At 42.9% G+C, this 15,259-nt stretch carries 8 protein-coding genes; all 8 read right to left on the reverse strand.

Annotation, left to right across the window (positions count from 1 at the left end; all coding sequences use genetic code 11):
• Positions 1-202: 202 nt before the first annotated feature.
• Entirely contained in the window at positions 203-385 is a 183-nt protein-coding gene (locus FAM09_RS04255) for a hypothetical protein (RefSeq protein WP_136575819.1), read from the reverse strand.
• Between the two features lie 569 nt (positions 386-954).
• A complete protein-coding gene (locus FAM09_RS04260) occupies positions 955-2,556 on the reverse strand; it encodes a hypothetical protein (protein WP_136575820.1) in 1,602 nt (533 codons plus the stop codon).
• Between the two features lie 676 nt (positions 2,557-3,232).
• Positions 3,233-5,884 (reverse strand): T9SS type A sorting domain-containing protein, encoded by a 2,652-nt coding sequence (locus tag FAM09_RS04265; RefSeq protein WP_166437022.1) that lies wholly within the window; start codon positions 5,882-5,884, stop codon positions 3,233-3,235.
• Positions 5,885-6,113: 229 nt separating this feature from the next.
• Complete coding sequence (locus FAM09_RS04270; protein WP_243751589.1) at positions 6,114-9,149, reverse strand: TonB-dependent receptor; 3,036 nt, start codon at positions 9,147-9,149, stop codon at positions 6,114-6,116.
• 241 nt (positions 9,150-9,390) lie between these two features.
• Entirely contained in the window at positions 9,391-10,908 is a 1,518-nt protein-coding gene (locus FAM09_RS04275; protein ID WP_136575822.1) for a TSUP family transporter, read from the reverse strand.
• 15 nt (positions 10,909-10,923) lie between these two features.
• Positions 10,924-12,609: an assimilatory sulfite reductase (NADPH) hemoprotein subunit gene (gene cysI, locus FAM09_RS04280; RefSeq protein WP_136575823.1), complete on the reverse strand. Its 1,686-nt coding sequence runs from the start codon at positions 12,607-12,609 to the stop codon at positions 10,924-10,926.
• Between the two features lie 43 nt (positions 12,610-12,652).
• Positions 12,653-14,401, reverse strand: coding sequence for a diflavin oxidoreductase (locus FAM09_RS04285; RefSeq protein WP_136575824.1), 1,749 nt, complete (start codon positions 14,399-14,401; stop codon positions 12,653-12,655).
• Entirely contained in the window at positions 14,385-15,248 is an 864-nt protein-coding gene (gene cobA, locus FAM09_RS04290; protein WP_136575825.1) for a uroporphyrinogen-III C-methyltransferase, read from the reverse strand. The genes FAM09_RS04285 and cobA overlap by 17 nt, the downstream gene beginning before the upstream one ends.
• Between the last annotated feature and the right edge of the window lie 11 nt (positions 15,249-15,259).

The following is a 15,259-nucleotide window of genomic DNA, read 5'->3' on the forward strand; positions in this document are numbered from 1 at the left end:
GTTGAACTAAGGGAACATGAAATTCACAAGTTTGATGGATCATTAAAGCATATAATCCGCAATTTATGCGGAGATTAAGGCCAGTATTCTCCGCATAAATTGTTTTTCAAAAGAATTAAATCAGGAACATCTTAGCAGGATGTCGCATAAAAAAAAACCCCTCGGTAAGCCGAGGGGTCTTTATTTACATCAACTATGTGACTTAACTTTTCTCACACTTCCCTTTCTTACAGCAGGGCGGACAAGGTTCGGGGCAAGGCTTCGGACATTTCTTTTCAGTCCTGGTCTTGCTTCCTTTTGTTTTATCCTTTCCACCATCGTTGGCAAAAGCTACAGAACTGCCCATAAGCATGGCAATAGTAGCCAATAGAAATAACTTTTTCATATTGTGTTTTTAAAATGAAATAAAAATTGATTGTAAATGATAGCTGGTATGTATTAAATGCCGTTCGGTGGCTTCCAGCTTGAAGGATAGTAAATGAAAAGATAGGTAGACGTATAACGAGGATATGCCCTTTTTATCAGTTGCGTTGAATTGGATGGCAGAGTAACATTATTCAAGGTCGTTACATAACAGAGTGGACAATTACTTGTGCAATTGTTAGTGCTATTACATTCTTTGGACTGCGATGGTTTTTCGCAAGACCTATTTGCCGTTTTCTTGCAGCAAGAGCTTTCGGTCTTTCGTGTACAACTGTTTTCCGCATTGCCGGAATGCTTACAATACACAGGTAAAGCCGCCAGTTCCACAATGTATATCAGGAGGCAAAAAGTTAATATGTATGTTTTAAACTTCAAATGGAAGATGCTGTGAAAGCTAAAATAGTTAAAATGATTTTAACCGGTTTACCGTTTGTGGAATTGAGGCCAGCCCTTAAATCCGTTTCCAAAACTACCTGGCATAAAAAACCACCGCCGCATAATGAATGGTTAATTATTTTCTACCCTTCACCCCTACTTCTGGTTCATCCTCTTCTCCGCATTGGTAAATCGCCGGTTGATCTCTTCATTTTCCGGCAAAAGCTTTTTGAAGAATGCGAGTATATCCCTGGCCGTTTTATAATCCTGTTTACGTACATAAAACCCACATACCTCGCCTATTGCTAATTCAATGTATTGTTCTCCACGCCTGGCCAGTTCGGGTTTCCCATCCAGGGCAGCTTTCATCTCTTCTAAATATTTACGCCCTTCTTTCTCGTTTTCGAGGTCATATTTCATGCCTGTCTCCCGCGCAAGACAATAGATTTGATAATCTTGCAGTTTGCTGTTTGCCGTTAAAAAAGGATATGCCCTGAAATAATCTTTCAATGCCGCCACACCTTCTTTCCCCTCTGGCAACTTATAGAGGATTTTCATTACGGTTTGTGATATCAACTCCTGTACCAGCAGATCTCCCGTGTTCATATTATATAGAGAATCCAGGTAAGTTTTTGAAGAATCGATATTATCCTTAATTGAATAATAATGGGCCATATCATTATAATGATCGTGGCGAATGATCCTCAATAACGCAGAATCTTTAACCATGTTAACAATACTGCTGTACATTGAAAGATACCTGGGCATATCAGGATATTGGAAAAGATATTTTTTTGAGATCTTCTCCACAAAATCACCGATCAATTCATTGGCCGCAACGCTGTCCCCTATTTGTACATACCTTTTAAATGCATTTAATTTTTCTTCTTCGCGCATATTTGCAGCCTTGTAAATGTGTGTATACAGTGACATGCTTACGAAGTATTTCATGCGTGAACCTGGATGCAAAAAATAAGCTTTCTCAAAATTCTTATACGCAGTTACATAATCATCCTTTTGTGCAGCCTCAACACCCAGGTTATAATATAACAACCCACACAGTTGCTGCAGGTTGATCGCTTTATCACCGTAAAAATATTTTTCGAACAAGGCATTTCTGTCACTGTTTTCCCATTCTTCCTTTCCAATAAGTTTATTGTCATGCAGATAATCCAGGTATTTATTTTTCACTTCCTGATTCAACTGATATAAAGTAACACCTGGGGCTGTGGTCTCATAAACCAGATTATGAGATGAAGGCGCCACCACGATATACACATGGGTAGGTTTTTCCCGAATGCTGTATTCTACATTTAATTTATTTAACAGGATTGCATACAGGGCGGAAGCTGTTGCGCAATTGTAATTGCCATTAGCAAATATCGCCGCAAAAACAGGGTTGTCTATATACTGAGTAAAAAATGTCTGGTGTATTTCGGCATATAACTTTTTTAATTCTTTACTGCTGTATTGTTTACCCACCTCTTTTCGCTGAACAAATGTTTCAATTTGCCCGGTAGCTTCAGCTACGGTTGCAGTGGAATGGGATGCATTGCCCGCCACCAGCATTAATTGAAACAGGTTGGTACTGCCGGTTGAAGCGATCTCTTTAAAATATTTCTTTTCAGTATCACTGGAAAATATATTCAGATTTAAAATGAGCTGTTTTTCGGCATTGATATTATCCTGGCACCGGCCGGTAATAAAAACTACCGATAATAGCGCAACGAAGAAAAACGACAAATAAGGCCTGCTCATTTTAGGGGATTTATACACTAAATTAATACCTCCCGGGAGAGTTTAAAAGTTTATTTCAAACTATGACTTAACCCTGACGCATTTTCATTTATTCAAAAAAACAACCCCGACGGTACCGTCGGAAGGAATGAACGTTTTACATATGTGCAAAAGAGCAGGATCTTTTCTCCTGAAAGCAACCTTATTTTTTATGAATAACAAGCGCTTTCTATTAAAACAGTTCAGGTTTACATGAAAGAGGAAACTGTATCATTTTTCATGAAACAATATCCTTTCTAATAAACGAAATAAATTCCTCATGAAAAAAATTCTTTTTCTGTTAAGGAATGATCCATTTTCATGAAAATGACATCGCTTTTCATGAAGAAAGATCATTTCTCACGTAAATAGCATCCTTTCTCATGCAAATGGCATCATTTTCATGAAAATGATATCCTCTCTCATGGAAACAATACCATTTCTCATGAAAATTGGTCATTTCAATTAAAAGAAATATCAGTTCTAATAAAATAAAATCATTTTTCGTGAGAACCATTCCCGACAAATTTTGGCAACCCCTTGCTTTCGAATGTATTACGAATAAACTCAGGTCATAGTGATAATCTTTTAATGGCTTTTTGCAAAAAGAAAGGGTGGCCAATAAGCCACCCCGGTTTATAAAATACGTGTCAGGTAACTATTGCTTCACTATTCTGAACTGCTTATTGATGGAATTACCTTTTACCAGCAAATAATATATTCCTTTTCCCATACCATTCATGTTTATTGATAATGAGTTACTTCCTGCATTAACATTCCAATGTTGAGATCGTAAAATCTTACCGGTATTATCTATAACCCGAACCTGTATCCATTCCGGTTTGTTAACCGTTACAGTAACTCCGGCTTGTTCTTTAACCGGATTTGGATAAACAATTACAACCCTTTCAGATTTGTTAACCGTTAATGGAACAATTCGGGAATACGTATACTTACTGTCGATATCTTTTTGTTTAATCCGGTAATAAACAACAGAAGCGCTCAACAAATTAAAATTCCTGTCTTTAAAGTTATATTGATGAATACCCGCTTTATTAATAGCATCTACTGTTCCCACACTGCTATAGGTTCGGCCATCTATACATCTTTCTACTATAAACGCAAGTGTATTGGCTTCATTATTTGTTTTCCAGGTAAGCAGGGCTTCGTTCTCAAGCAGCTGGCCGTTAAATTGAAGGAAGCTCAGGGGAAGTGTTGATTCAATAATGCTTTTTGCGAAAGCATCTCCGCTGCTATAAACAACAATAGGTATACCGTTGGGGCCAATGGCCATGGTAACATGTTCTGCCCAACTTGATGAAAAGCCTTCTGTGCCTACAGTTACCCAACTGCCACTAAGGAATTTTTTTACAGTTACCCTGGCCGCATTGCTTTCATCTCTGTATGCTACATACGGCGTGCCGTCTGCATTAAATGCCAGGGAAACAAAACCGGCATATCCGGCTGAAAAGCCGGCAGTTCCTACATCTTCCCACGTACTGCCATTAAACCTTTTCACCGTTGCCCGATTGCCGTTGTCAAGGTCCTGGTAAGCTACATAAGGAATATCGTTCCCATCAATAGCTATAAATACCCCATTTGCATTTCCTGAAAAATTTTCTGTTCCTACGGTTACCCAACCGGTGCCATTAAATTGTTTTACTGTTACTTTACCACCATTGGATATACCATCTGCATCATCCTGGTAGGCTACATAAGGAATGCCACTGCTGTTAATTGCAATAGAGGCGAGATCCGTAGCTCCTGACGAAACCCCATTCACGCCCACGGCTACCCAACTGCTTCCATCGAACTTTTTTACGGTTGTTTTATAACTGTTGCTGGCATCACTGTACACAACGTACGGCGTATTACTGCCGTCAATAGCTATAAACGTGTACTGAGCGTTGCCAACCGAAGGACCAACACTACCTAAGTCGGTCCAACTGCTGCCATTGAATTTTTGTACGGTCGGTCTAATATTATTAGCATCAATATAGGCTATATAGGGAGCGCCTGTTGCATCAATAGCCAAAGACGGCGTACGAACATTTGCGCTCGTAAACCCAGCCGTACCCACATTAACCCAGGCGCTTCCATCAAATTTTTTAACGCTTGCCCTATCGCCATTGGCGCCATCATCATACACTACATAAGGAGTATTATTAGCGTCGACTTTAACTGAAAGATAATGCGCAGCCGCTGGAGTAAAACCTGTTATTCCTACCGGAACCCAACTGGTTCCATCCAATTTTTTTACGATTGTCTTATTGAACTGGCTATAGTCATTGTATGCCAGATAAGGAATATTATTTCCGTCAATGGCAATTAACGGGTAATTAATTGAACCGCCGAAATAATTTTCAATGCTTGTACCTACTGTTACCCAGGTAGTACCCGTGAACCTTTGTACTTTCACAGTTCCTTCATTGTTATCGGTGTACACAACATTAGGCCTGCTGTTAACATCAAGGGCCATCGAAACGTAATTGGTTTGGCCAAACGAACCTATTGTTAACCAGTTGGCCCCGCTCAATCTTTTTACGGTAGCTACACCACCATCCAGAAACGCAACGTAAGGCGTATTGCTGGCAGTAAACATTATTGAAGGGAAAAAAACAGCGTAAGTTGAGAAACCGGCTACGCCTACTGTTATCCAATTGACGCCATCAAATTTTTTTAAAGTGGCTTTTCCCCCATTACTATCATCTCCATAAATTACATAAGGGATATTGACGCCGTCTATCCCTATTGAGGCTTCAGCGGAGGGAAAGCCTGTTGTGCCGACCGTTATCCAATTGGTTCCATCAAATTTTTTTACATACACCGCGTCGGTAGTAATGTACAGTACATAGGGCGTATTATTGCCGTCAATAGCCAGTGAAACGGAACTAACAGCATCATCTGAAAAACCCACCGTTCCTACGGTTATCCAATTGGTGCCATCAAATTTTTTCAATGTTGTCTTATTGCCCTGGGGTACATCCCGATACACTACATAAGGTATATTGTTGCGGTCAAAAGCGATGTCAGGGTTTCTTATTTCTCCTTCCGAAAAACAGGGCAATCCTACATTCGTCCAGGCGCCGCCTTCAAATTTTCTTACCGTTGCTTTGTAGCCATTTATATAGTCATCGCTGAACGCTATATACGGGGTTCCTGTGCTGTTTAGCTCCATGGATACATTGCTCGTTGGATAAAGAGAAGGCTGGTTATTATCGTTAGGCCCTACAGGTTGCCAGCTTTGTGCATGAACAGTAAAAACAAATAAAAAACTAATAAGAGTTGATAAGGAGATACATTTTTTCATAGAAGACAGGTGTGTGATTTTCAAATAAGGGTATTTGTAAAACAAATAAAACAAAAGTAATCTAACGGTAACAGCCATTGTACGAATAAATATTTTTTATATATCTGCACAACGCCCATGAGATGGATTATATTCCTGAATCATTGAGCAATTCATAAATGGCATAAAAAAGGGTGAGCCTTCAGCCAACTGGCGGAAGACTCACCCAATGCATTTTCTGTCCTTCCCTCTATTTCAACAATCCGTCAACTGTAATTGCCACATAATATAATCCACCGATCGTTGGTCCGCCCGCATACTGAATATAGCGGTGGTTCAACAAATTGGCGCCACCAGCTTTGATGCTTGCTTTCACTTCTGGTATCCGGTAAGTAACCTGTGCATCAATGGTGCTGTAAGAAGAAATTCCTCCTGTTACCAGCGGGCTCTCCCACAGGAAAGCATCCTGCCATCTCCACACTACATTAAAACCAACATTTTTGATCACCTCGCGGTTGCCAAAAGAAAGATTGGTCGACCATTTTGGGGTATTGAACCCTGTTACAAAGATATCATCCGTCTTGTTGGATTTCATTTGATTGAAATTCACATTACCAGCAACCGTATATTTTTTATAGAAGTTGTACGTAATACCCAACGCTGATCCATAATTGTAATAAATGTTCTTTGCATTGGTGTACACCCGGTAACGGTCCTGGCCTTTGCTGGCTGCATTACCGCCACTGGCCGTGGTAGCATCCCGGTTGCGGTCGAGCATAGCGATCACTGCCGCATCGGAACCAACGGCTTCGCCTTTGGGCACATACACCTGCACCTGGCCCAGGAATCCATCGTACTGGTTAGTATAAGCATCCACATCGATAATCAAGGTATTATTTAACAACACACTCTTGTAACCAACTTCAAAGGAGGTAATGCGCTCGGGACGGGCTTTTGGCAGGTTGGCCCATACCAACAGATCGCGATTGGCCAGCGCCGCAGCATCGGTGTTACCGGCTGCACTTACTGCCGCATTGAAATTTACAACAGAAGCCTGCGTATAGCTGTTCTCCAGATAACCCAATCCGTCATTGATATAGGAAAGACTACCCACACGTTTAACACGTCCATTGTTTACATACGACAATGCTTCGAACAAGGCGGGGAAACGGTATCCCTGCTGATAAGTGAAGCGGAAATTATGCCGTTGATTGGCGGTATACACGGCCGCCAGGCGCGGTGTAAACTTCGGATCAAACTCCGGATTGTAATCGTACCGCAGCGAACCAAACAATTTCAACTTGTCTTTGAAAAAGGTTTTGGTAATCTGTGCAAACCCGCCAAACTTCTTATAGTATATGTTGCTTCCAAAATTATTGCTATCGGATACTTTGCCATCAACCATTACAGGTTTGTTCCTTTCATCGATAGGCCGGCCGAAATCAACAAAGTTGTTACCATCGGGGATGATCTCATAAATACGCGCATCGCCGCCTACCAACAGATCAACCAACTTCACGTATTTCGACAGGTCCCATTGTCCCTCGGTATGGTACAAACGGCTTCTTTGCACCAGGGCAGCGCCACCGGTTACGGGCGCATCGGGAATAGTGCCTGATTTAATATCCCAGTTATTGATTTTAGTGATCGTGTTTTTCAACTGGTTAAACTCAGGGGTACCAGGCTCAACGCGACCGGCATCTGCTTTTTCCCGGGCATACTGATTAGCAGCAGCCAGGTTCGCTGATGTAAGTCCGCCGTTGTTACTCGTATATTCAGTAAGCGCATTTTTGTATTTGGCAGCCCATGCCGAGCTTGAACCGCCGCTGTACAGGTCCATATTGTCGGCCAACGGCTTTACGTTGTAAGAGTCACCAGTGTTCTCAATAGATACGTAGCTGCGAACTACATAATTACTTCCTTTCAATTCCAGGTGATGGTTTTGCACTTTTACATTATCGAGCCGGATCTTATTGCCGCGTTGAAATACGCCATCCATTTGACCAAAGCGATAAGAATAAGACAATTCAGCGTTTTCGGTAATACGATAATGCAAAGCAGCATCCACTTTCAGGTTGCTCACCTTAGGGCTAACCAGGTCTTTCTCCCAGTAACCGGTTCGCACTACGCGCAAGGTTTGGTTGGCTTTTCCATCAATTGTAAGACCGCTGATAGAAGAAGTATTACTGCCAGCCAGCGCATCATCGCCATATTTATTCCAGCCATCGAATGCAATATTATTGGCGCCATCCAGGGCAGGATAATTTGGGTTGGCGCTTTTAAGATTATTAGGGTTTTGATCGAGGCGGGTATCTGAACGCCAGTCGATCCCCTGCATATAGCCCACGTTTACTTTAAAGGCAAATTTATTATGAAATGCTTTCGCATACCGAATAGCAGACTCCGTTAAAAGCGCAGCAGTATGATCTCTGTTATCAACATGGTTAACACCTGTTTTATGATAAATGCTCAGGCCCTGGCTGTTAAAAGGATTTTTGGTAAGCAGGTTGGCCATCCCGTTAATGGCATTCATACCATATAAAGCAGAAGCAGCGCCAGGCGTTATTTCCACGCTTTGAATATCGAGCTCGGTGGGCCCGATGGCATTTCCCAGCGGTACACCCAGCGTAGCAGCCTGCATATCTACCCCATCTACCAACTGCATAAAGCGGAAGTTGTTCGGGATATTAAAACCCCGCGTATTGGGCACTTTAAAAGTTAAACTGGAAGTGGTCATTTGCACGCCCTTTACATTCTCCAGCGCATCGTAGAAGTTAGGCGCCGGGGTTTCGCGGATCGCCCGGATATCGAGCTTTTCAATCGCAACCGGCGATTTGAGGATGTTTTCAGGTACGCGGGATGCAGTTACAACTACTTCATTACCCAATACCGTTTGCGTTACCATGGCCACCTGTAATTTGGAGCCCAGGCTTTTTATTTCCAGCTCCCGTGGTTGAAAACCTACGGATGTAAAAACAAGTGTAAAAGGCAATTTTTGTTTTGTACGAAGTATAAAGCCGCCGGTATTGTCGGTAATAGTTCCGGTTACCGAACCTTTTATCTGCACACTTACATCGGGCAAAGGTTCATTCTTTTCATGGTTGATCACCGTGCCGGATATTTCAATAAGGGCCACAGTTTGAGAAAAAGCAGTTGAGCTTACAAAGAGTGCCAGCGATGCTAAAACGACCAATTTCAATTTTTGAACCCGGTTATCCTGTGCAAAAAGGCCTTTGTACAAAGTTTTGGGTGCAAGCATCCAGGCTGATGGATTTGCAGATTTCATTTCGTTGATTTTTGCTTATACAATAGCCTATTAATTCAATAGACTAAAATGTTGTAAAAAAACCCGGTTAGTAACTGTACCGGGGAAGGGCGCTAAATATGTCTACAATTCTTATATACTAAAAGAACCATTAAAAATCCTGGTTGCTATTCCAGGATCTGAATTGCGAATATAGTCCATTATTTTAATAGACTAATACATTATTTTAAATCCCGGTCACTTTTCAGTGCCGGGAATACTATTAAAAGATCTTTACAATAATTTTCAGGCTCCAGAATATTACCAGTATACCCAATAAGATCAGAGAGGTTTTACGAGGTAATTTACCGGCCAGTTTCGCCGCCAATGGGGCTGCCAGTAAACCGCCTATAACCAGGGCCACGATCACCTGCCAGTGCGTAACACCCAGCATGGTAAAAAAAGTAAAGGCGCTTGCCAGTGTAACAAAAAACTCTGTAAGGCTCACCGATCCTATCACAAACCGCGGGCTACGGCCTTTGGTAATTAACGTAGTGGTTACTATAGGGCCCCAGCCACCGCCGCCAAATGAATCGAGGAAACCGCCAAAACCGGCCAGCCAGCCATAATGCTTGAACTTCTTTTTTTTCTGCTCGCTTTTAAAGGCATTCCAAAGTATACGAAGGCCCAGCAACATGGTGTAGCTGGCAATAATTGGCCGTAAATACGGGGTATGCGTATCGCCATATTTTGAAAGCAGTATGGCTCCCAATATAGCGCCCAATACGCCCGGTATAACCAGTGCCTTGAATAGTTTCTTATTTACGTTGCCGAATTTATAGTGGCTGTATCCCGAAGCGCCGCTGGCGAACATTTCTGCCGTATGTATACTACCGCTCATCGCCGCCGGACTCACCCCTGCCGTTAATAAAATGGTTGCGCTGGTAACACCATAGCCCATCCCCAATGCACCGTCTACCAACTGTGCCAGGAAACCGGCCAGCAGCATCCAGTGAAAGTTCTTATCCAGGTGCTGGTACCATCTTACCGTATCATCGGCTATTCGCTGAAACGGTAAGTATGAAAATATAAAGTGACCTACAAGCATCAGGGCAAATGCGATCAGGGAATACGTAGCAATTTTGCGCCAGCGTTTTTCCCTTTCTACATTATCCTTTTCAACGAGTATGCGGGTGATCTCGTTCAGCCGTTTTACTTTGTATTCAAAATTGCCATTCAGTTTATTTCTAACTGCATGCAGGTTATTGATCATGTCGTCCAGCTCAGCCGGTAAGGCATGATTCAATACTTCTTTTATACGTTTGGCAGCAGTAGGTGATTTACCATTGGTTGAAATGGCAATCTTCAGGTTGCCTTTCTGCACAACAGAGCTCAGGTAAAAATCGCATTGCTCCGGCGTATCCGCTACGTTCACCAGGATCTTTTTCTCTTTGGCAGCCGCGCGAATAGTAAGGCTCGATTCTTTTTCGTTTACAGCAATTACAACCAGGTCTTTATTTTCAAGATCGGCTTCTATAAACGCCCGCTCATGCAACGTAACGTTGGGATGGTGTTTTGCCAGCTTACGTACTTCATCGGAAATATGGATAGCGACAACAGTGACCGGTGCTGCAGGTGAATTACCCAGCAACGCTGATAATTTTTCTGCGCCTACCTTTCCGCCTCCTACCAGCAATACTTTCAGTTCTTCCAGCTTTAAAAAAACAGGAAATAAAAGATTGCCCTGATCGCCGGAAGCGCCAGTTGTTTGTTTTACCGGTATCTTTTGATCTGTTGACATGCTTGTCAGCATTTTTTAAAACGTTACCAACTTTTCCCGAACTGCAAAATCACCAAATGTTTCGCCTGAATTCCTGTTCTTGCTATATCTTTCAAACAGTTCATCCAGCTCTTTCAAAATTGCAGGCTCGTCGATATTTTCTTTATACTTTTTATTTAAACGGAAACCTTCGCGGTCGCCACCCAAATGCAAATTATAACGTCCATACGCAGTGCCTATAAAACCGATCTCCGCTGCATACGGCCTTCCGCAACCATTGGGACAACCGGTCATACGCATTGAAATTTCCTCATCCTGCAGGCCATACTTTGCCAATATTGGCTCAACTTTAGTGATGAGCGATGGCAGATAACGTTGTGCTTCGGCCAACGCCAGCGAACAGGTGTTGAAGGCTACGCAGGCTATGGCGCTTTTACGCATGGCGCCCGCATTGTCAGTATGTGCAATAATACCAAAATCGTTCAATATCTTTTCTATCGCTTTTTTGTCTTTCTGCGCAATGTCGCTGATGATAAGGCCCTGATTACTGGTAAACCTGAAATTGGCTTTACCGGTTTTTGCCACTTCGAGCAAGGCTGTTTTTAAAGCCACCTTTTCATCGGCTATACGGCCATTTTCAATAAATACGGTATAATACCATTTGCCTTCGTGGTTCTTATGCCAGCCATAATCATCCTTTCTGCTGGTGAAGGTATATGGTTTTGGCTCTTCGAGTTTGAAACCACAACGTTTTTCCAGTTCTGCCTTGAATGCTTCCACTCCCATTTTGTCGATGGTATATTTCAGCCTCGATAGCTTACGATCGCTGCGATTACCATAGTCGCGCTGAACGGTAATTACTTCCAGTACCGCTTTCAGCGTTTGTTCTTCGCCGCGTACAAAACCGAGCATAGATGCCAGGCGTGGATAAGTGGCAGCGTTACCATGCGTAGTGCCCAGGCCGCCACCCGCAGCAATATTAAACCCTATCAGTTTGTTATTTTCAACAATGGCAATAAGACCCAGGTCATTGGTAAATACATCCACGTCGTTGTTTGGCGGAATAGCTATACCTATTTTGAACTTACGGGGCAGATAGCGGTCCTGGTATAAAGGATCTTTTTCTACTTCTTCTTTTTCCTTCGGGTCAAGCAGGGGCTTTTCATCGAGCCATATTTCATAATAGGCTTTTGTTTTGGGCAAACCCAGCTTGCTTATTTTTGCCGCATAAGAGAATATTTCTTCATGTATTGGCGAGAATTTGGGATGTGAAGCACAAGCCACATTACGGTTCACATCGCCACAGGCTGAAATAGAATCAATGAGTATGGTGTTGAAAGCCTTAATAGTTGGCTTTACATGCGATTTTAAAATGCCATGCAACTGAATGGTTTGGCGGGTGGTGATCTTAATAACCCCAGTTGAATGTTCACCGGCAATATTATGCAGGCCCACGTATTGTTCACCGGTCATAAAACCACCGGGCAAACGTAAACGGAGCATATATGAATACAGCCATTCCAGCTTTTTAGCGCTACGCTCTTCGCGGCGGTCCCGATCGTCCTGCTGGTACATGCCATGAAACTTAACCAGCGCCTGGTCATCTTCACGTATGGCACCTGTTAACTCGTCGTGCAGGCTCTCTTTTAATGTACCCCGCAAGCCGTCGCTGGCCATTTTTATTCTCTCGGTAGAAGACAAATTATTTTGATTCGTGCTCATAATTTTCAATGTTCAATGTGGAAAAAATGTAAACTCACTTTTACTAATACACGTCTTTCAGGAACCGGCCTTCTTCTTTCAGGTTAATTAAAAATTCAATAGCCTGCGCGCTTGATTTGTTACCAAAACGCTCAATGATCTGCAGAAGGGTGTTCTCCACATCTACACTCATTGGTTCCTTGGCACCGCATATATATACATAAGCGCCATTTTGCAACCACTCATACAGCTCCCTGGCATGTTGCAACATTTTGTGCTGTACATATATTTTAGTTGCCTGATCTCTTGAAAAGGCTACGTTCATTTTTGTGAGTACACCGGTTTGCATCCAGTTCTGCAATTCCGTTTGATACAGGAAATCGGTTGTGAAATGCTGGTCACCAAAGAACAGCCAGTTGCGACCGGTAGCACCCGCGGCATCCCGCTCAGCCACAAACGACCTGAATGGAGCAATACCGGTTCCGGGTCCGATCATGATCACATCTTTATCGGGCGCCGGCAACCTGAACTGGTTGTTTTTGTGCACATAAAATTCCAGGGTGCTGTCAACCGGCAATTCTGCCAGGTAATTAGAGCACAAGCCATGTTTTACTTCCCCGTTCACTTTAAAATTATCGCGGGCGATGGTAACATGCACTTCACCACTATGCGCCTGGGGTGAAGAAGAAATGGAATACAGGCGCGGTGTGATCGGTTCTAAGATGCCAATCACTTCTTCAAACTGTGAAGCATTATTCACCGGGTATATTTTCAACAAGTCGAGCAGGCTGATCTTTGTTTCAGGAATATCCTGTTTAACAATAGCAGCATATTGCTTTACTACACGTTCCGGCAAATAAGCGATGTTCAGTTTCTTTTTCAACAGTTCTAAAACCGTATGCGACTCATTGCGGAAAGGCACTGTTTTCTTCGCATCAATACCGGTCAATGCAATGATCGCATCTATAATAGCTGGCGCATTCTCAGGAACAATCCCGATTGAATCACCGGGTTGATATTCCAGCTCATCCGCTGTTATTTCAATATGGTGTGTTTGTTTGTTAGAACCCCTGTCGTTCAGATTAATATTGGTAATGATGTTACCGGTATATGTTTTTTTACCGGCAGGCTTCTTAGCCACCACGGTAGCGCCCACTGATGCGCTGCCATTGCTGCTGGTGGTTGTGGTGAGCGAATGTAATACCTGGGAAAACCAGCCTTCTGCATCGCCCTGGTAATCGGTATCGCATTTTATTAATGGTGCGATCCTTTCCCCGCCCAGCTTTTGCAATTGCTGATCTACATCTTCGCCGGCCTTGCAAAACAAGGGATACGAAGTATCGCCCAACGCCAGTACGCCAAACTTTAATTGATTCAACTTAAATCCATTCTGATGAATATGGTCGTAAAACTTCTTTGCGGTAGCAGGTGGTTCACCTTCGCCCTGTGTGCTGATGATCGTAAAGAAATATTCTTCTTTCGACAGATCATTCAGCCGGTATTGATCGAGGCTTACCACTTTGGCATTGATACCGCTCTTCTTTGCTTTAGCAGCCAGGTCGGTTGCCAGCTTTTTAGAGTTGCCGGTTTCAGTGCCATAAGCAATAGTAATTTTGGATACGGCTGGCTTATCGGAAGCAGGTGCAGCAACTGGTGCAGACGCAGTTGCAGGTACTGAAGCTGAAGCCAGCGCGGGTTGTTCGTGGCAATTCATTAACACCCCGGCCAGGAATCCATTCATCCAAACCAGTTCTTCTTTGGTTGAAGACCTTACTAAATCCTGTAACAATTTCAATTTATGCTCTGCTAACATGTTTATTTACTTTTTCCGCGTTTTCAGAATCGGATGTTGTTGTAATCAGTTTGGCTAGTGGTTTAAAATAATGCTCGGCACTATTGCTGTTTTCAATCCATTTGAATTGCTCGTGCAAAGCCACCACTTTTCCTATGATCACCAGCGAAGGAGAAACAAATGTTTTTCCCCGCAATTGTTCATCGTATTTATATATATTGGTAACATGTACGTTTTGCAAAGGCGTAGTAGCCTGTTCAATCACTGCCAGCAACTTATCGTCGCCAATGTTATGTTGAACCAGGTTGTTCACTACATGATCCAGTGTTTCAGATGACATATAAAACACCAGCGTATCATTCGTTTGCGCCAGTTCTTTCCAGTAAGCTTCGGTAACTACATCCAGTTTATAACTGGTTAAGAAACGAACGGCTGTAGTATATCCTCTGGCTGTTAATGGAATGCCTGCATACGCAGCCGCACCGAGTGCTGCCGTTACACCGGGCACAATTTCATACGGTATGTTGTTTTGTACCAGGGTTTGCAACTCATCGAGGATGTTCGAGAACATAGATGCATCGCCCCCTTTCAACCGTACTACCAGTTTACCCTGCAAAGCATAGTGCACCATCAGTTCATTAATGGTATACTGAGGTGTGGAGGAACCGCGGCTGCACTGCTTTCCTACATATACGATCTCCGCGTTGCCGTTCACATACTCCTGCAAAATCACCTCACTTACCAGGCGATCGGCCAACACCACTTCAGCCTGCTGCAGGTAACGCACCGTTTTTACCGTTACCAGTTCCGGGTCACCGGGACCAGCAGCAGCCAGTATTACTTTACCATATGTTGGGTTCGTTTGCATGTACCTGTTTA

This window comes from Niastella caeni, from assembly GCF_004834005.1.
Classification (GTDB): Bacteria; Bacteroidota; Bacteroidia; order Chitinophagales; family Chitinophagaceae; genus Niastella; species Niastella caeni.